The 16,882-nt window shown below is 64.3% G+C and carries 17 protein-coding genes; 14 read left to right on the top strand and 3 right to left on the bottom strand.

Features of this window, described 5'->3' with window-relative positions; translation table 11 throughout:
• The first annotated feature begins 26 nt into the window (after positions 1-26).
• The 9 genes from E8F20_RS22970 to E8F20_RS22930 all read left to right on the top strand — a co-directional run bounded on the left by E8F20_RS22970 (position 27) and on the right by E8F20_RS22930 (position 10,034).
• The gene (locus E8F20_RS22970; RefSeq protein ID WP_280285809.1) at positions 27-911 is read left to right on the top strand and encodes an acyl-CoA dehydrogenase family protein; all 885 of its coding nucleotides are present in this window, start codon (positions 27-29) and stop codon (positions 909-911) included.
• Between the two features lie 131 nt (positions 912-1,042).
• Positions 1,043-1,828, top strand: a complete 786-nt coding sequence (locus E8F20_RS22965) for an MBL fold metallo-hydrolase (RefSeq protein WP_280285808.1) — start codon at positions 1,043-1,045, stop codon at positions 1,826-1,828.
• A 108-nt stretch (positions 1,829-1,936) separates the two neighbouring features.
• On the top strand, positions 1,937-3,049 hold the full coding sequence (locus E8F20_RS22960; RefSeq protein WP_280285807.1) for a serine hydrolase: 1,113 nt from the start codon (positions 1,937-1,939) through the stop codon (positions 3,047-3,049).
• Positions 3,046-3,378 (top strand): amidase, encoded by a 333-nt coding sequence (locus E8F20_RS22955; protein WP_280285806.1) that lies wholly within the window; start codon positions 3,046-3,048, stop codon positions 3,376-3,378. The genes E8F20_RS22960 and E8F20_RS22955 overlap by 4 nt, the downstream gene beginning before the upstream one ends.
• A gap of 254 nt (positions 3,379-3,632) precedes the next feature.
• Positions 3,633-4,844, top strand: coding sequence for a M20 aminoacylase family protein (locus E8F20_RS22950; protein WP_280285804.1), 1,212 nt, complete (start codon positions 3,633-3,635; stop codon positions 4,842-4,844).
• A 27-nt stretch (positions 4,845-4,871) separates the two neighbouring features.
• Complete coding sequence (locus E8F20_RS22945; RefSeq protein ID WP_280285802.1) at positions 4,872-6,197, top strand: citrate-proton symporter; 1,326 nt, start codon at positions 4,872-4,874, stop codon at positions 6,195-6,197.
• Complete coding sequence (locus E8F20_RS22940) at positions 6,198-7,679, top strand: amidase (RefSeq protein ID WP_280285801.1); 1,482 nt, start codon at positions 6,198-6,200, stop codon at positions 7,677-7,679.
• Between the two features lie 79 nt (positions 7,680-7,758).
• The gene (locus E8F20_RS22935; protein ID WP_028628702.1) at positions 7,759-8,538 is read left to right on the top strand and encodes an IclR family transcriptional regulator; all 780 of its coding nucleotides are present in this window, start codon (positions 7,759-7,761) and stop codon (positions 8,536-8,538) included.
• A 188-nt stretch (positions 8,539-8,726) separates the two neighbouring features.
• Positions 8,727-10,034, top strand: a complete 1,308-nt coding sequence (locus E8F20_RS22930; RefSeq protein WP_280285800.1) for an OprD family outer membrane porin — start codon at positions 8,727-8,729, stop codon at positions 10,032-10,034.
• Positions 10,035-10,196: 162 nt separating this feature from the next.
• On the opposite strand, the gene E8F20_RS22925 is transcribed toward E8F20_RS22930, so the two are convergent.
• On the bottom strand, positions 10,197-11,048 hold the full coding sequence (locus E8F20_RS22925; RefSeq protein WP_280285799.1) for an ATPase: 852 nt from the start codon (positions 11,046-11,048) through the stop codon (positions 10,197-10,199).
• A gap of 306 nt (positions 11,049-11,354) precedes the next feature.
• Here E8F20_RS22925 and E8F20_RS22920 point away from each other — a divergent pair, with 306 nt between their 5' ends.
• Positions 11,355-11,618: a hypothetical protein gene (locus tag E8F20_RS22920; protein ID WP_280285798.1), complete on the top strand. Its 264-nt coding sequence runs from the start codon at positions 11,355-11,357 to the stop codon at positions 11,616-11,618.
• Here E8F20_RS22920 and E8F20_RS22915 read toward each other — a convergent pair.
• Complete coding sequence (locus E8F20_RS22915; RefSeq protein ID WP_280285797.1) at positions 11,615-12,604, bottom strand: NAD-dependent epimerase/dehydratase family protein; 990 nt, start codon at positions 12,602-12,604, stop codon at positions 11,615-11,617. The genes E8F20_RS22920 and E8F20_RS22915 overlap by 4 nt on opposite strands.
• A 176-nt stretch (positions 12,605-12,780) precedes the next feature.
• On the opposite strand from E8F20_RS22915, the gene E8F20_RS22910 reads away from it, so the two are divergent.
• The gene (locus E8F20_RS22910; protein ID WP_280285796.1) at positions 12,781-13,839 is read left to right on the top strand and encodes a saccharopine dehydrogenase NADP-binding domain-containing protein; all 1,059 of its coding nucleotides are present in this window, start codon (positions 12,781-12,783) and stop codon (positions 13,837-13,839) included.
• Between the two features lie 37 nt (positions 13,840-13,876).
• Here the strand turns inward: E8F20_RS22910 and E8F20_RS22905 are convergent, their stop codons facing one another.
• On the bottom strand, positions 13,877-14,773 hold the full coding sequence (locus tag E8F20_RS22905) for a LysR family transcriptional regulator ArgP (protein WP_280285795.1): 897 nt from the start codon (positions 14,771-14,773) through the stop codon (positions 13,877-13,879).
• Positions 14,774-14,873: 100 nt separating this feature from the next.
• On the opposite strand from E8F20_RS22905, the gene E8F20_RS22900 reads away from it, so the two are divergent.
• The 3 genes from E8F20_RS22900 (at position 14,874) to sodB (ending at position 16,676) form a co-directional block, all read left to right on the top strand.
• Positions 14,874-15,281 carry an ACT domain-containing protein gene (locus E8F20_RS22900; RefSeq protein WP_280285794.1) on the top strand — a complete coding sequence of 136 codons (408 nt, stop codon included), beginning with the start codon at positions 14,874-14,876 and terminating at the stop codon, positions 15,279-15,281.
• Positions 15,282-15,286: 5 nt separating this feature from the next.
• Positions 15,287-15,889: a LysE/ArgO family amino acid transporter gene (locus E8F20_RS22895; RefSeq protein WP_028628710.1), complete on the top strand. Its 603-nt coding sequence runs from the start codon at positions 15,287-15,289 to the stop codon at positions 15,887-15,889.
• Between the two features lie 205 nt (positions 15,890-16,094).
• Complete coding sequence (sodB, locus tag E8F20_RS22890; protein ID WP_028628711.1) at positions 16,095-16,676, top strand: superoxide dismutase [Fe]; 582 nt, start codon at positions 16,095-16,097, stop codon at positions 16,674-16,676.
• Positions 16,677-16,882: the final 206 nt, after the last annotated feature.

The raw sequence follows: 16,882 nt of genomic DNA, 5'->3' as shown, positions 1-16,882 counted from the left end.
TATGACAGCCCCCAAGGAGTTCTCCAATGCCCTGGCAACGCCTGCTCGAAGCCTCTGCCCGCCTGCCGTCCGACCAACGCCTTGATGACTGGTACGGCACCCTGCTGGACTGTCTGGGCGAGGTCACGCCCTTCGAACTGGCGGTGCTCGGCGGCAAGCTGGCCCCCACCCCGGGGCTGGCCTTCCTCGCCGGTTACCAGGGCGCCCTGCGCCTGCTCTGGCCTTCGGCGCCGCTAAGTCTGGGTGCCTTGTGCGTGACCGAGAACCGCAGCGTGCGCCCGGCGGACATGCAGACCCGCCTGAACGGCCTCAGCCTCAGCGGCCGCAAGGATTTCGTCACCGCGGGCGACGCCGCCGACTGGCTGCTGGTAGCGGCCCGTGAAGAAGCCGAGGGCGAGTCGCCCCGCCTGGCCCTGGTGGTGGTGCGCAACGGTGCTCCCGGTGTGCGCGTCGAACAACTCAAGCCGCTGCCGCTGATGCCTGACATCCCCCATGCGCGCCTGCACCTGGAAGCCGCCCACTGCGAGCGTCTGGCGGGCGATGGCTGGGATGCCTACGTGAAACCCTTCCGCAGCATCGAGGATCTCCACGTCCTCGCCGCGCTGGTCGCCTGGCTCTACGGCATTGGCCGCGACAGTGCCTGGCCCCAAGCCCTGCAACTGCGTTTGCTGGGCTTGCTCACAGGCGCCGCGGAAGTCTCCCGACACTGCGCCACGACTCCGGCCATGCACCTGCTGCTGGCCGCGCTCTTCGTCGAGTTCAAGGCACTCAAACCAGAGCTGGATGCCGCCTTCGCCAACGGCCCTACGGACTGGGCCACGCTTTGGCAGCGCGACCAGGGCGTACTGGATATCGCCAGCGGGCCACGAGCCAAACGGCTGGAGAAGGCCCTCGCCACCCTGGGCATCTGAAGAACCGTGGGCGCGCATTCATTCGCGCCCGCACCTCATTCGGCCTCTCACAATCGCGTCTTGATCCAGGTCAGGACTCGACCTTCAGAAATGCCTTACATCTGCGCGTCGCTTTTCCTACCGAGGTTTACATGCGTCGCGACCCCATCGTGCTGTTCGATAACGGCACCCATCAATGCCTGATGTTCGACGATCTGGTCAGCGGCGACGGCGTGCAGTCCAACCAGTTCCTGATCACCGACCACGAGCAATACCTGCTGCTGGACCCGGGCGGCGACCTGACCTACACCCCGCTGTCGCTTGAACTGTCCAAGCACATGCCGGTGCAGGACCTGACCTACATCTTCGCCTCCCACCAAGACCCGGACATCATCGCCTCCCTGGACAAGTGGCTGCTGCACACCCGTGCGCGGGTAATCTGCTCCAAGCTCTGGGCGCGCTTCCTGCCCCACCTGACCGCCAACTACCTGGCCATCAGCCACGGCATCTCCACCTACGACCGCATCATCGCCCTGCCCGACCGAGGCCAGTCCATCAATCTCGGTCGCTGCCAGTTGAAAGCCGTGCCGGCTCACTTCCTCCACTCGGTGGGCAACTTCCAGCTCTACGACCCAATCAGCCGCATCCTCTTCTCGGGCGACATGGGCGCCTCCCTGGTGGATGACGCCACGCCGGTGCGTGACTTCATCAACCACGTACCGAACATGGAAGGCTTCCACCGCCGTTACATGGCCAGCAACAAGATCTGCCGGCTCTGGGCCGAGATGGTGCGTGGCATGGACGTGGAGATGATCGTGCCGCAGCATGGCCGGCCCTTTGTCGGCCGCGAGATGATCAGCGCCTTTCTGTACTGGATCGAGAACCTGGAGTGCGGCATCGACCTGATGGGGCCAGATGAATACCGGTTACCCCGCTGAACTGACCTATCACGCCGGGTAGCCGCATTAGTCGGCGCGTTCGGCGCTTTTTGCCGTCATGAACCCCATGCTAGGTTGCGCCTTTTCATAACCAGAAGAGGCCCTTCGATGCCCGTCCCCTTCGTACGCCAGCTGGGCCTGGCACTCGGTTTTTGCGCCAGTCTGGCCCAGGCCGAAACCTGGCCCACCGCCGACTGGCAGCAAGGCCACGCACCCAGCGGCGCCGCCGTGCAGGCCTTCGAGACCTACGCCTTTCCCAACCGTGACGATCAGGGTCGCACAGGTGTGCGCAGCGATGCCGTGGTCGTCATCCGCGACGGCGAACTCATCTACGAACACTATGCCGGCCCAACCCGCGCCGAGACTCCGCACCTCACCTGGTCGGTGAGCAAGAGCCTGCTGGCCAGCGTCCTTGGGGTCGCCTATGGCGAGGGCCGCTTCAAGCTGGACGAACCGGTAGCGCGCTACTACCCGGCCTTCGCCAACCACCCCAATGTCCACATCGACCACCTGCTGCACTGGGCCTCAGGTCTCGCCTGGCAGGAGGACTACGAATACGCACCGCTGAAGTCCTCGGTGGTGGCCATGCTCTACACTCGCGGCCGTGACGACATGGCTGCCTTCACCGCCGATCACCCACTGGATGCCGTACCCGGCAAGCGCTTCCGCTACTCCAGCGGCGACACCAACGTACTCTCCGCCGCGCTGCGCGGCATGGTCGGCGAGCAGGCCTACGCGGAGTACCCCTGGACTGCGCTGTTCGAGCCCCTGGGCATTCGCTCGGCAGTCTGGGAAACCGATGCCGCCGGCACCTACGTCGGCTCCTCCTACAGCTACCTGACCGCCCGCGATCTGGCCCGCGTAGGTTTGTTGATGCAGCGCGGCGGCCGCTGGGGCGAGCGCCAATTGCTGCCGGTGGACTGGGTCGCCTTCAACCGCAAACCCTTCGCCGACTACCGGCCGGACCCGGACAAGCCCGGAGAGGCCGTGCCCGGCGGCCACTGGTGGCTCAACGCCCAGCTCGAAGGCGCCGCCAAACCCTGGCCCGATGCCCCGGAAGATACCTTTGCCGCCCTCGGCCACTGGGGCCAGGCGCTCTACGTGCTACCCAGCCAGAAACTGGTGATCGTGCGCTACGCCGATGACCGCGACGGCAGCTACCGCCACAACGACTTCCTCAAGCTGGCACTGGCCGCCTTCGCCACACAGGTGCAACCATGATTGCCCGTCGCCCTATCCTCAGCCTGCTGACCCTGGCGCTGATTCTGCTGGCCGCGCTGGCCTGGCAGAACCGCGCACACCTGGCCGCCTTCCCCGACATCATCAGCGCCTACACCGCCAAGGAGTACTGCTCCTGCCGCTACGTGATGGGCAACGACGCCGACTACTGCCAGGGCTATGTGAAGCAGTACGTACCCACCAGCGGATTTATCGACGATGCCGAACACAAGCGTGTGACCGCCAGCGGCCTCGGACGCAGCAGCACTGCCACATGGGTCAGCCCGCACCAGGGTTGTCGACTCATGTCCGAGGCAAACAGCACACGTTGAGCTATCGCCCTGACGTGGAGAAGCGAGATATCCCATAGGTTGGGCAGAGGAACGAAACCCAACGTTGCAGACCAGAACGTTGGGTTTCGCTTCGCTGCAGCGGAACGCCACCCGCCGCAACCTACCCAGGTACGCGCAGATTCCCCCTGTTCCACCCTGTGGAACCACCTTCGATTGTTCTCAATTCATCCTCGCGGTTAGCTGAGAGCCAGCCGCGAAAGGCGGTAGCCGCCCCAACGAGGAGAACAAGAACAATGACCCGTTACGCACATATCCAGGCCTGGCTCGATGACGTAGACGCCGACTTGAAAGCGCTGCGCCAGGACATCCACGCCCACCCTGAACTCGGCTTCGAAGAGCAGCGCACCGCTGCCCTGGTGGCCCGCCTGCTGACCGAGTGGGGCTACGAGGTGCACAGCGGCATCGGCCGCACAGGTGTGGTCGGCGTGCTGCGCAATGGCGCCTCCAACCGCACCCTCGGCCTGCGTGCCGACATGGACGCCCTGCCCATAGTCGAGAACACCGGCCTGACCTACAGCAGCTGTCACGCGGGGCGTATGCACGCCTGCGGCCACGACGGGCACACCGTCATGCTGCTGGGCGCGGCGCGCTACCTGGCCGCGACCCGCAACTTCCAGGGCACCCTCAACCTGATCTTCCAGCCGGCCGAGGAAGGCCAGGGTGGCGCCGAAGCCATGCTCGAAGACGGCCTGCTCGAGCGCTTCCCCTGCGAGGCGCTGTTCGGCATGCACAACATGCCGGGCCTGGAAGCCGGCCACCTGTGCTTCCACGCAGGCCCGCTGATGGCCTCCCAGGACCTGCTGGAAGTGGTTATCGAAGGCGTTGGTGGGCACGGTTCCATGCCGCACCTCTCCGTCGACCCACTGGTAGCCGCCTCCAGCACCGTGATGGCGCTGCAGACCGTGGTCGGCCGCAACGTCGATCCGCAGCAGGCCGCGGTAGTCACGGTCGGTGCCCTGCAGGCCGGCGAAGCGGCCAACGTGATTCCACAGCAGGCGCTGCTGCGCCTCAGCCTGCGGGCCCTCGACGCCCAGGTGCGCGAGCAGGTGCTGGAACGCGTGAAAGGGATCATCCACAGCCAGGCCGAAAGCCTCGGATGCCGCGCCAGCATCGAACACCGTCCGGCCTACCCGGTGCTGATCAACAGTCCAGCGGAAACCACCTTCGCCCGGCAAATAGGCGTGGAACTCGCCGGCGCCGACCAAGTGTTCGAAGCCCCCACCGTGATGGGCAGCGAAGACTTCGCCTGGATGCTCCAGCGCTGCCCCGGCAGCTACCTCTTCATCGGCAACGGCACCGGTGCCGGACGGCCGATGGTTCACAACCCCGGATACGACTTCAACGACGACATCCTGGTGCGCGGCGCCGCGTACTGGGCCGCGCTGACGGAAACCTGGTTCCAGGACTCCGCCGCGCCTTCCCAGGCTTCTGCCACTGCCGCCTAGCCCAACACCAGATACCGGAGATTCCCCATGCACGCTTCCCAAAGCGGAACCTCGCGCGCCCGCCAGGTGACCGCCGCCGTCATTGGCAACGCGCTCGAGTGGTACGACTTCATCGTCTACGGCTTCCTGTCCAGCATCATCGCCCGCCTGTTCTTTCCCTCCGACAGCGAATACGCCTCGCTGCTGATGGCCCTGGCCACCTTCGGCGTCGGCTTCTTCATGCGCCCGGTGGGTGGCGTGCTGCTGGGGATGTATGCCGACCGGAAGGGACGCAAGGCAGCCATGCAGCTGATCATCCTGCTGATGACCCTGTCCATCGCCCTGATCGCCTTCGCCCCGGATTACGCCGCGATTGGCATCGGTGCCCCCCTGCTGATCGTCATCGCACGCATGCTCCAGGGCTTCGCCACCGGCGGCGAGTACGCCAGCGCCACCGCATTTCTGGTGGAAAGCGCACCTGCCAACCGCCGTGGCCTCTATGGCGCCTGGCAACTCTTTGGCCAGTGCCTGGCGGTATTCGCCGGCGCCGGAATGGGCGCCCTGGTGACCCACACACTTTCCCCCGAAGCGCTGGACAGCTGGGGTTGGCGGATTCCGTTCATCCTCGGCCTGCTGATCGGCCCGGTAGGGCTGTGGATGCGTCGCCACATGGAGGAAACCGAAGCCTTCATCGATGCCCAGGAAGAACACAAAGGCGAATCCTTTAGCCTGCTGCGAGTAGTGCGCGAACATCGCCGCGCGGTACTGGCGACCATGGGCGGCACCATCAGCGGTACCGTGGCCTTCTATGTGGTGCTGGTGAACATGCCCACCTTCGCCCACAAGCAACTGGGCCTGCCGCTGGACCAGGTGTTCATGGTGCAGATGCTTGCCGTGGCACTGATGACCATCATCATCCCCCTATCGGGTGCCCTGTCGGACCGCATCGGCCGGCGCCCGGTACTGTTCGGCGGTACCCTCGCCTTCTTCCTGCTGGTCTACCCGCTGTTCTCCTGGGTCGCCCAGGCCCCCAGCCTGGAACGCCTGTTGGTGATGCAACTATTGCTCTGCTCGATGATCGGCGTGTCCTATGGCCCGGCGCCCACGGCCGTGGCCGAGCAGTTCCCCACCCGTGTGCGCTCCACCGGCCTGGCGTTCGCCTACAACGTTGCCGTCATGTTGTTCGGCGGCTTCGCCCCGTTCATTGTCACCTGGCTGACCCAGGTGGGCGGCACGCCGGTGGCTCCTGCCTACTACGTGCTCTTCGCCTCATTCGTCGGCCTCATCGCCACCTGCTATCTGCGCGAAGGCGCCCCCGCCGCCCTGGAGCGTCGCCAACGCCGCGACCTGCTCGCCACTGCCCGGAGCCTGTGAATGACTCGTTTCGAAACCAACCTCCCCCACACCACGCTGCAGCAGGAAATCGTCGCGCTGGACGCCCTGCCATTGTCGGAGGCCATTCGCTCGCGACAACTGTCCTGCCGTGAAGTCATGCAGGCCTACCTGGAGCAGATCGACCGCTACAATCCCAGGGTCAACGCACTGGTTTCGCTGCGTCCGGCAGAGGAGCTGCTGGCCGAGGCCGACGAACGCGACCGCCAACTGGCCCGCGGCCAATGGCTGGGCTGGATGCACGGCATGCCCCAGGCGGTGAAAGACCTCGCCGCCTGTGCCGGTTTACCCACCAGCATGGGCTCGCCGCTGTTCGCCGGGCAGGTTGCCCAACACGACGCCATCGCCGTCGAGCGAGTACGGGCGGCAGGCGCGATCTTCATCGGCAAGAGCAACGTCCCGGAATTCGGCCTCGGCTCGCAGAGCTACAACAGCGTCTTCGGCACGACCGGCAATGCCTACGCCCCCAGTCTCTGCGCCGGCGGCAGCAGCGGTGGTGCAGCGGCGGCCCTGGCGCTGCGCCTGCTGCCGGTGGCCGACGGCAGCGACATGATGGGCTCGCTGCGCAATCCGGCGGCCTTCAACAACGTCTATGGCCTGCGTCCGTCGCAAGGTCGTGTGCCCTTCGGCCCCACACCTGAACTGTTCGCCCAGCAACTGGCCACCGAAGGTCCCATGGGCCGTAGCGTGGCCGATGTGGCGGCGTTGCTGCGCACCCAGGCCGGCCCCCATCGTGCCGCGCCGCTGGCCTTGTCGAGCACGGCGGACCTGATCGGCCCGCTGCAGCGCGACTTCACTGGGGCACGCATCGGTTGGCTCGGCGACCTGTGCGGCCGTCTGCCCATGGAAGCCGGCCTGTTGGCCTTGTGCGAAAGCGCCCTGGCGGATTTCCGCGAACTCGGTTGCCAAGTCGAAGACTGCCAGCCCGAGTTCGACCTGGAACGCCTGTGGAACTGCTGGCTGGTACACCGCCAGTGGCTGGTGGCCGGCAGCCTGGCCAAGGCCCATGCCGACCCGACCAAACGCGCCCTGCTCAAACCCGAAGCGATCTGGGAAGTGGAAAGCGGCCTGAGCCTCAGCGCAGCGGACGTCTATCAGGCCTCCCTGGTCCGCAGCGACTGGTACCGTGCGGTGGAAAAGCTCTTCGAGCGTTACGACTTCCTGCTGCTCCCTAGTGCGCAGGTGTTTCCTTTCGATGCAACGCTGCACTGGCCCAAGGCCATCGCCGGCCGAGAGATGGACACGTACCACCGCTGGATGGAAGTGGTGATCGGCGCCACCCTGGCGGGCATTCCGGCCATGAGCGTACCGGTTGGTTTCAACCCGGCCGGCCTGCCCATGGGCCTGCAGATCATGGGCCCGGCCCAGGCCGACCTGGCGGTGTTGCAGCTGGCCCATGCCCATGAGCAGCTCACCCACTGGGTGCGCAATTGCCCACCGCCGTTGCTCAAAGAGGCTGATTAAGCCAATGGGCGGCATCTCCGGCGCCTTCGGGTCCCGATCTTGCAGCGTTTTCGGAACGCACATCCGGGAGGCGCGGCAGGTGGCGGAAACACAGGGTAAAGACGATGGCGGCACGGTCAGGTCAGTGGAGCGGGCGCTGGCGATAGTCGAGCTATTGGGCGAACACCAGGAACTGGGGTTGGAAGAATTGCACTACCTCACGGGACTGCCCAAGGCGACCGTCTCGCGCTTGCTGCATACCCTGCAGGAGCAAGGCTGGCTCTATCGGGGCCTGTGCGACCGTCGCTATCGCCTGTGCTCCCGACGTCTGTTCGGCGATCCCACCCAGCGGTTCAGCCGGCTCCTCGTCGAGCAGGCCGCGCCACTGCTGCTGGACCTCAGCGAGAGCACCGGGCTGGTGGCCGACCTGTCGTACTTCGACGGCGACGAACTGCATGTGATGGAAAGCTCCATCCCAGAGGTGCTGCGCAAGCGATATCCGGGCAATCGCCTGGTCATCGGGCTGCGCGCCAGCCTGTTTCATTCGGCCATGGGCAGGGCTTGCCTTGGCGAGCTGGACAGCTCCGAGGTGCAGCGCCTGGCGCAACATCATCGGATCAGCGGTGACGATCTGCTGCGGGCCCACGAACAGACCCACAACCGGGGCTTTGGCGAGCGCACCGAAGGCTCATGGGAATATTCGATACGCCTGCCCTTCCTGATCCGCGCCGTGGCGCTGCCAATACTCAGCCAGGGCCGCCTGGTGGGAAGCATCGCCTTGCACTGGCCACGGGATACCGGCAGCGTCGAGAGCGTGCAACAGCGTCATCTCGGAAAACTGGCCAGTACCGTCAGCCAGTTGCAGCACAGTCTCGACTGAGACCTCACCCACCCGGCTCGATGGAAAGTTACTGCCAGCAACTCCGGCGGAAACTTTCCATTCGCTCTTGAAGTTGTGATTCCACAGCGCGGAACCCAATTGAATTGCCCTTTACTCGCGTGAATCGACAATAGACCACGACCCGAAAATCGGTCTTTTCGTCATAACACAAGAATAAAGGTGATGAGATGTGCAAAGTTCGCTGCGAGTATCTGGCAGGGATTGCCGGGCTCTTGCTGGCAGGAAGTGCAAGTGCCGATGGTTTTATCAATAACAGCATCACTTCACTGCGCTACAGCCAGTTCTACTGGAAGGAAAACAATGGCGAAGGTGTCGGCCCCACGCGCGATGAATGGGTCCAGGGAGCACAGTTCAGCTTCAACTCCGGCTGGTATGAGGAGGTACTGGGTGTGGACTACAGCTACGGCCTGGCAGACGACTTGCGCATCGGCGACGAGGCCAACAGCATCAGTAACCTGGAACCCGACGACTCGGTGCAATCGCCCCATGGCCTGGCCAAGCCCATCGAAGCCTACCTGCGTGGCCGCCTCAAAGGCGACGCCGGTGAGCTGGTGCTGGGCGGAGGCAAGAAGGTTCGCCGCTACGCCCAGTACTTCGACGACGCCACCCGCATCCTCCCCGCCGGCACCACAGGCCTCGATGCGGATTACCGCATAGGCGGCCTGAACCTGCGCTACAGCCATATCAAGCAGTTCAGCCCCCGCAACGAGAATGGCTGGGGCGACGACCTGAGCAACTTCCGCGGCGAGAAAATCGACAGGCTGCAGCTCTTCGCCTTGGGCTACCAGTTCCCCTTCGGCAGCCGGCTACTGGCTGAGTATGCCGAGTCCGATCAGTACCTGCGCGCTGCCTCTCTCAAGTTGGAACACAGTATCGACCTGGGCGCCGGCAGCTTCGTCGACCTCTACGCCACCCACGGCATGCAGCAGGACGCCGGAGATCTGTTCGACTACCAGGGCGTACCCGGACTCTATGAAGCGGAAACATCCCATGACGCGCGCTACATCGATCTCGGCGCCAAGTACAAGTCAGCCAACTACTACGCGGGCATGACCTACAACAAAGTTCGCGGCGACGACTTCGACCGCTTGTTCTTCAGCAAGGATCACGGCGCCTGGAACAGCAGCGCCAAGTTGTTTTACTTCTTCGGCGTGGAAGATGAGGAAATGTTCAAACTGGTGGGCGGAACAAACTTTTCAGCAATCGGAATTCCGCAACTCAGGCTGGATGTCCACTATGCCTTTTCCGATCACGCAGCCGGTTACGATGGGTTCTCCCGTCGGGAATTCCAGAGCCTGCTGCAATACAACTTCACGGGCACCTTGAAGGGCTTGAGCCTGGTCTGGCTGCACAACGAGTTTCACACCAAGGGCCAGCCGGACGGTATCGAACGCACCACGACCTCGCGCGGCCCGGCAGGGATCATCACCCACAATGCCGAGCGGTTTTACCTGAACTACATCTTCACCTTCTGAAACCGCCGGCCGCGTTCCACGGCTGTAGCCGGACGAAATCCGCTCCCCAGTTTCATAATTGGGTGCGCTTCGGCCCACCAGCGAATACAACCGTGGGTCGATGCCACAATGAAAAAGCCCCCAGGCCGCTACAGCCTGGGGGCTTTCGTTGAATCAACCGCCTCAGCGCATGTTGATCTGCTGCTGCAGGTTCTGCACCTGGCTCTGCAGGGTGCTGATGTTCCGCGTCATCTGCGCACGGAAGGCATCGAACTCGGCGGTGCTGGCACCTTGTGACGGGACTGGACGGTTGTCCAACTCGCTGCGCAGCACCAGCAGGTCCTGCTCCAGACTCTTGATCGCCTGGCTCGGGTTGCCCTGTTTCTTCAGCGCCTCGACATCACTGCCCAACCCCTTCAGGCGGCTATCGAGCTGGGCGATCTCGCCCTGGGCGGCCTTCAGCTTGCTCTGCTCGGCGGCCAGGCCATCGACCTTGCTGCCCAACTGGCTCCCCAGCTGAGTGACAGCACCCTGGGCGGACTTGACGTCGGCCGACAGCTGATCGACGCGCTTGCCCTGGCTACCCAATTGGGCATTGGTGGATTGCTGCTGCTTGGACAACTCGACCACCTTGGCCTGCAGTTGCTTGATCTGCAGCTTCAGCGATTCGCTGCCGCTGGTGACGCTGGACTCAGTGGCCACCACCTTGCCGGAAATGTCCTGGATACGGCCGGCTGCCTCTTCACTGATGCGGGCAAAGCTTTCCTGGGTGGCAACCAGTTGCTGCTCCATCAGGCTGATCTGCTGGAAGCTCCACCAGCCCAGACCGCCGAGGGCTACTACCAGGGCGACCACCAGAGCCCAGAGTGGACCGGTGCTGGCGCCTTTGGCCTTGGGGGCAGCGGTGGCATAGCCAATGGTGTTATTGCGATGCACCGGCTCGGCCGCCGGGTGATGGCCGAACTCGTCACGATCACGGGCGTCGGTGGTCAGGCTGGGAACATCATCCACTTCGTCGAGAGCGTCATTACGCATGGGGGGACCTTTGGAGAGAAACGCAGAACCGCGAATGACCGGAAGTATACCGGTTCGCACGGCGCACTTCAGCGTCGCGCCACTGCGGTGCGAGTTGCACCGCACAGGGGCAGCGGCCCTCCATTGACCGCGCGCAGGTCCAGCAGTTCCGGGGTTTACGGCTTGGTACGGGGCTTGCTAGCCAGTTGCCAGCCCCGGCACGGGGCGATGCCAGGAAAGCGCCCGACGGAGTCAACGGCTCCAGTAGGCTCCACGCGCTTCAGGATGAAGGGACGGAGCACGCTTCGACCATGGGGGGAAGAAGGAGTGGAACTGACCAAGGCTGTGCTGGATTGCATGCAGACCCTGCGGCGCCAGCTTCGTGAAGAACAGGCTGTGGATATTCGCCTCAGCCAGCCCGATGCCATCCTGTCCATGCTCAACGCCTGCGCCGACTCGCAGCGCGCTACGACCCGCGAGCTGGGCGAGCACCTCAGCAGCCTGACCGGCGTGCGTCTGAAGCCGGCGATCCTCAGCGAAGAGGAACTGATCCGCAAGTACACCCAGTACGCCGGGCCACTGCGCGGCTAGGGTTGTTGTGCGCCCCACCAGGCGCAGAACTCATCCAGTGCCGTCCATATGCTCACTTGCGGGTCGTACTCCAGGTACTGCCGTGCGCGGCTGATATCCAGGGAGAAATCCTTGGCCATCACCGCCACGGCCAAACGGTAGAGGGAAGGCTCCGGGCGTCCGGGCAACACCTTGCAGACCGATTCGTTGAGCAACGCGGCGCTGTAGGCCAGGCCATAGGGAACATGGCGAGTCACCTGGGGAACGCCCAACTTGCGGAACACATAGTTGATCACATCCCAGATCGGCACCGGCTGGCCATTGCTGATGTTGTAGACCTGTCCCAGCGCTGGTCCGGTAGCCAACAGGCCACTGAACAGGGCGTCGTTGAGGTTCTGCATGCTGGTGAAATCGACCTTGTTCAGGCCATTTCCGATGATCTTCAGACGCCCCTTGCGCTGCATGGCAATCAGTCGCGGGAAGATGCTGGTATCCCCGGCACCGGTGACGAAGCGTGGCCGGAAAGCGATGACCTCAAGGCCAAACTCTTCGGCGGCGAAGATCTTCTGTTCAGCGAGGTACTTAGTGGCACCGTAGTGATCGGAGAAGCGCTTGGGCACCTGCTCTTCGCGGATGCCCACGTGGGAGCGGCCATCGAAGTAGACCGAGGGCGAAGACAGGTGCACCAGGCGCCGCACCTGCTGTTTCAAGCAGGCTTCCACCACGTTCTCGGTGACCTGGACGTTGGCCTGGTGAAAGTGTTCGTACTTGCCCCAGACCCCTACGGCACCAGCGCAATGCACCACGGCTTCCACATCGTGGCAGAGCCGCAACACCAGTTCGGGGTCGGACAGATCGCCCTGGACGAACTCGGCACCGCGCTTGACCAGATGCTCCACGCCTTCCGGACGGCGGCCGTTCACCCGCACGTCGAGCCCCTGCTCCAGGGCGAAACGCGCAAAACGCCCTCCAATGAACCCACTCGCCCCCGTTACCAGAATTTTCATCAATGGCCCCTTGGTACACCTTGTGATGCCCGCGACTCTAGCAGCCCTGGTGCCGGCCAGGTGTGGCGTCGCGAGCCAATAGAACGACTCTGAACGCTAACCCCTGCCATCGTTCCCGCCCGTGTCGGTGCCGTGGGCTACCTTTGTCTGCGACACCACCGCCGAGGAACCGCTTAGTGAGCACGCATACCTGGATGATCTATGGCGCCTACGGCTACACCGGGCAACTGGTGGCCGAGGAAGCCCTGCGGCAAGGGATGGTGCCGATCCTCGCCGGCCGTGACCCAGCCCGACTGGAAGCCCTGGGCAGTCGCCTCGGCCTGCCGACTCGCGTCTTCGACCTGAGCGATCCCAAACACGCGGCAGAACGCCTGGAAGGCGTCTCCGTGGTCGCCCATTGCGCCGGCCCCTTCTCCGCCACCAGCACGCCGATGATCCAGGCCTGCCTCGCCAGCGGCACCCATTACCTGGATATCACCGGCGAAATCACCGTGTTCGCCTTCGCCCATGCCCAGGATGCGGCTGCGCACAAGGCTGGCACCGTGATCTGTCCCGGCGTGGGGTTCGACGTCATCCCCACCGACTGCGTCGCCGCCTGCCTCAAGGCCGCTCTGCCGGATGCCACTCACCTGGCCCTGGGCTTCGACAGCGACAGTGGACTGTCGCCCGGCACCGCCAAGACCAGCATCGAAGGTCTGATCCTGGGCGGCCAAGTACGCGAGAACGGCCGCCTGCGCCCGGTGCCCCTGGGCCATCGTCGCCGCGAGATCGACTTCGGGCGCGGAACGAAATCTGCCATGACCATCCCCTGGGGCGATGTGGCCACGGCCTTCTATTCCACCGGCATTCCCAACATCGAGGTTTATCTACCGGCGCCCGCTGCGCTGGCGCTGGGCATGCGCCTGAGCGATCCGCTGCGCGGTCTGCTGGCCGGCGACTGGATACAGCGCACGTTGAAGGGACTGGTAACTCGCAACGTCAGGGGGCCGGACGAGGCCACCCGCCTACACAGGCCCACCTGGGTCTGGGGTGAGGTCCGAAACGCCGCTGGAGAACGTCGTACCGCCCACCTGGAAACCGCCAACGGTTACCAGGTCACAGTACACGGTGTGCTGCACGCGGTGCGCCAGATGCTGGATTACCAGGGCGAAGGCGGCTACTTCACCCCCTCACGACTTTTCGGTGAGCGCTGTGTGGAACAGCTGCCGGGCTCGGGGCCGATTCGCATCAACTGACGTTCAGTGACCGCGATGGGCATCGGGTGCGCTGGCCTCAGCGTGCCAAAGGCACCAGCCAGTGGCGGGCAGCTGCGGCCAGGTGGTCGGTGAGCAAGCCGAGCAACTCACCGCCGTGGCGCCAGTGATGCCAATAGAGCGGTACGTCGATGGGGCGGTCCGGGATCAGCTCCTGGAGTTCACCCCGCACCAACTGTGCGCCAACCTGCTGCTCAGGCACCAGCCCCCAGCCGAGGCCGCCTTCGGTCAGGCGTACGAAGCCTTCCGACGAGGGGCACAGGTGATGGACGAACCCCCCCTCGACGCCAAGCATCGCCAGGTAGCGATGCTGCAGGAGGTCATCCGGGCCGAAAACGATGGCCGGTGAGCGGGCAAGTGCTTGAGGCGTCACCCCCTTGGGAAAATGCCGCTCGATGAAGGCCGGACTGGCCAGGGCGCGATAACGCATGGCGCCGAGGAGCAGACTGCGGGCGCCAGCCACCGGGCGTTCCGCCGCGCAGACACAGGCCGCGACTTCGCCGGCGCGCATGCGCTTCAAGCCCACTTCCTGGTCCTCCACCACCAACTCCATCAGCACCCGCTGCTCGGCACAGAAGTCCCCCACCGCGGCGGCCCACCAGGTGGCCAGGCTGTCCGCGTTGAGGGCAATGCGCAGCCGCTCCGGCATGCCGCCCTCTTCCAGGGCCGGCACCTGACGTTGCAAGTCACGCTCCAGCAGACGCACCTGCTGGACATGGTTGAGCAGACGGGTGCCCACCTCGGTCGGCGCCGGTGGAGTGGCGCGCACCAGCACCGGCTGGCCGACCCGTGCTTCCAGCAGCTTGATCCGCTGCGAAATCGCCGACTGCGACAGGCCGAGCAACTGGGCCGCGCGCTCGAAACCGCCCTGCTCTACCACGGCCGCCAGGGCGGACAGCAACTTGTAGTCGAACAAATCATTTTTCCTAATGAGAGATCAGCAAGATTCGTTTTCCTTATACATCGTCGCGCCCCAGACTCGCCACATCCCAACCCGTCGTATCAAAGGAAGCACCATGGCCGGCGAAACCGCACTCTCCATTCTGATCCGCAACATGTCGCCGCAACTCAACCCTGGCCAGTACGTGTTCTGCACCCTCGAAGACGCTGCCCGCCTGCAAGGCAGCCTGCCGCTGGGCAGCTTCCGCGAGCGCGAAGGACTCACCGTGATCCTGGAACGCAGCGAAGCCGATCGCCTGGGCCTGGCCTACGACTACAGCGCGGCCTGGATCACCCTCGAGGTGCATTCATCCCTGAGCGCAGTGGGCCTGACTGCGGCCTTCGCCGGTGCCCTGGCCCAGGCCGGCATCAGTTGCAACGTGGTGGCCGGCTACTTCCACGACCACCTGTTCGTCGCCAGCGCCGACGCCGAACGCGCCCTCTCAACCTTGCGGGCCCTGGCGGCCAACGCCCAAGTGGAGTGAGCAACATGTGGCAGAGCTATCTGAACGGAATACTCGTGGCTGCGGGCCTGATCATTGCTATTGGCGCGCAGAACGCCTTTGTCCTCGCCCAGAGCCTGCGCCGCGAACACCACCTGCCCGTAGCCGCCCTCTGCGTGCTGTGCGATGCGCTGCTGGTCAGTGCCGGCGTCTTCGGCCTGGCCACCTTGCTGGCGCAGAACCCGATGCTGCTGGCCATCGCCCGCTGGGGTGGCGTGGCCTTCCTGCTCTGGTACGGCGTTCAGGCGCTGCGTCGCGCAGTGAAGCCCGGCATCCTCGACCAATCCGCTGAAACCGGGCCGCGCTCGCGTCGTGCGGTGTTGCTGGCGGCCCTGGCGGTGACCCTGCTCAACCCACACGTCTACCTCGATACCGTGCTGCTGATCGGCTCCCTCGGCGCCCAGCAGACGGTCCCTGGCGCCTACGCCCTGGGTGCGGCGAGTGCGTCGCTGGTGTGGTTCTTCGCCCTCGCCCTTGGTGCCGCCTGGCTCGCCCCCTGGCTAGCGCGACCGACCACCTGGCGCCTGCTGGACCTGGCAGTGGCGCTGATGATGTTCGGCATGGCGGCACAATTGGTGAGCGGAATTTGAACAACACAGGGTCAGACGGGATAGGCCTGCCAGAGCCGCTGGCGAAGGTTTAACCACACACTTGCTGCGTGGTTAAGCCCTATGCCCGGTGCTATGATCCGGACTTCGCGGCAAAAAAGAGTACGAACTCACAGCCGCAATTTCGGCCGACCGTGAACGGCCCCGCGCCTGGCGCAAAAATCCCGACCTGATGAAGGAGATAGACATGGCTTTCGAATTGCCGCCGCTGCCTTATGAGAAGAATGCCCTCGAGCCGCACCTGTCCGCCGAGACCCTGGAATTCCACCACGGCAAGCACCACAACGCCTATGTGGTGAACCTGAACAACCTGGTTCCGGGCACCGAGTTCGAAGGCAAGAGTCTGGAAGAAATCATCAAGACCTCTTCCGGCGGCATCTTCAACAACGCAGCCCAGATCTGGAACCACACCTTCTACTGGAACTGCCTGACTCCGAACGGCGGTGGCCAACCCACCGGCGCCCTGGCTGACGCCATCAATGCCGCTTTCGGTTCCTTCGACAAGTTCAAGGAAGAGTTCACCAAGACCGCCATCGGCACCTTCGGCTCCGGCTGGGCCTGGCTGGTGAAGAAGGCTGACGGTTCCCTGGCCCTGGCCAGCACCATCGGCGCCGGCGTTCCGCTGACCAGCGGCGACACCCCACTGCTGACCTGTGACGTCTGGGAACACGCCTACTACATCGATTACCGCAACCTGCGTCCGAAGTACGTAGAGGCCTTCTGGAACCTGGTCAACTGGGACTTCGTAGCCAAGAACTACGCTGCCTGAGACCCGTTCCAGCGGTAAGAGAAACCCGGCCATTCGCCGGGTTTCTTCATATTTGGGCGTCGTTCGTCGTCTTGTTGCGGTACAAGGGAAAAATTGTCAGACAACCCCTCAAGCTCGGACTGGTTCGCACCGACATAAAGGTGAGGGGGAGACCAATGCGCCGGTCGCTGGAGTGGATCGACGCAATGAATAGTGGCATTCACATA

Source organism: Pseudomonas sp. BN415 (assembly GCF_029871195.1).
Lineage (GTDB): Bacteria > Pseudomonadota > Gammaproteobacteria > Pseudomonadales > Pseudomonadaceae > Metapseudomonas > Metapseudomonas resinovorans.
Note: the sequence above shows the minus strand (reverse complement) of the source record. Positions and strands in the feature narration are given on the sequence as shown.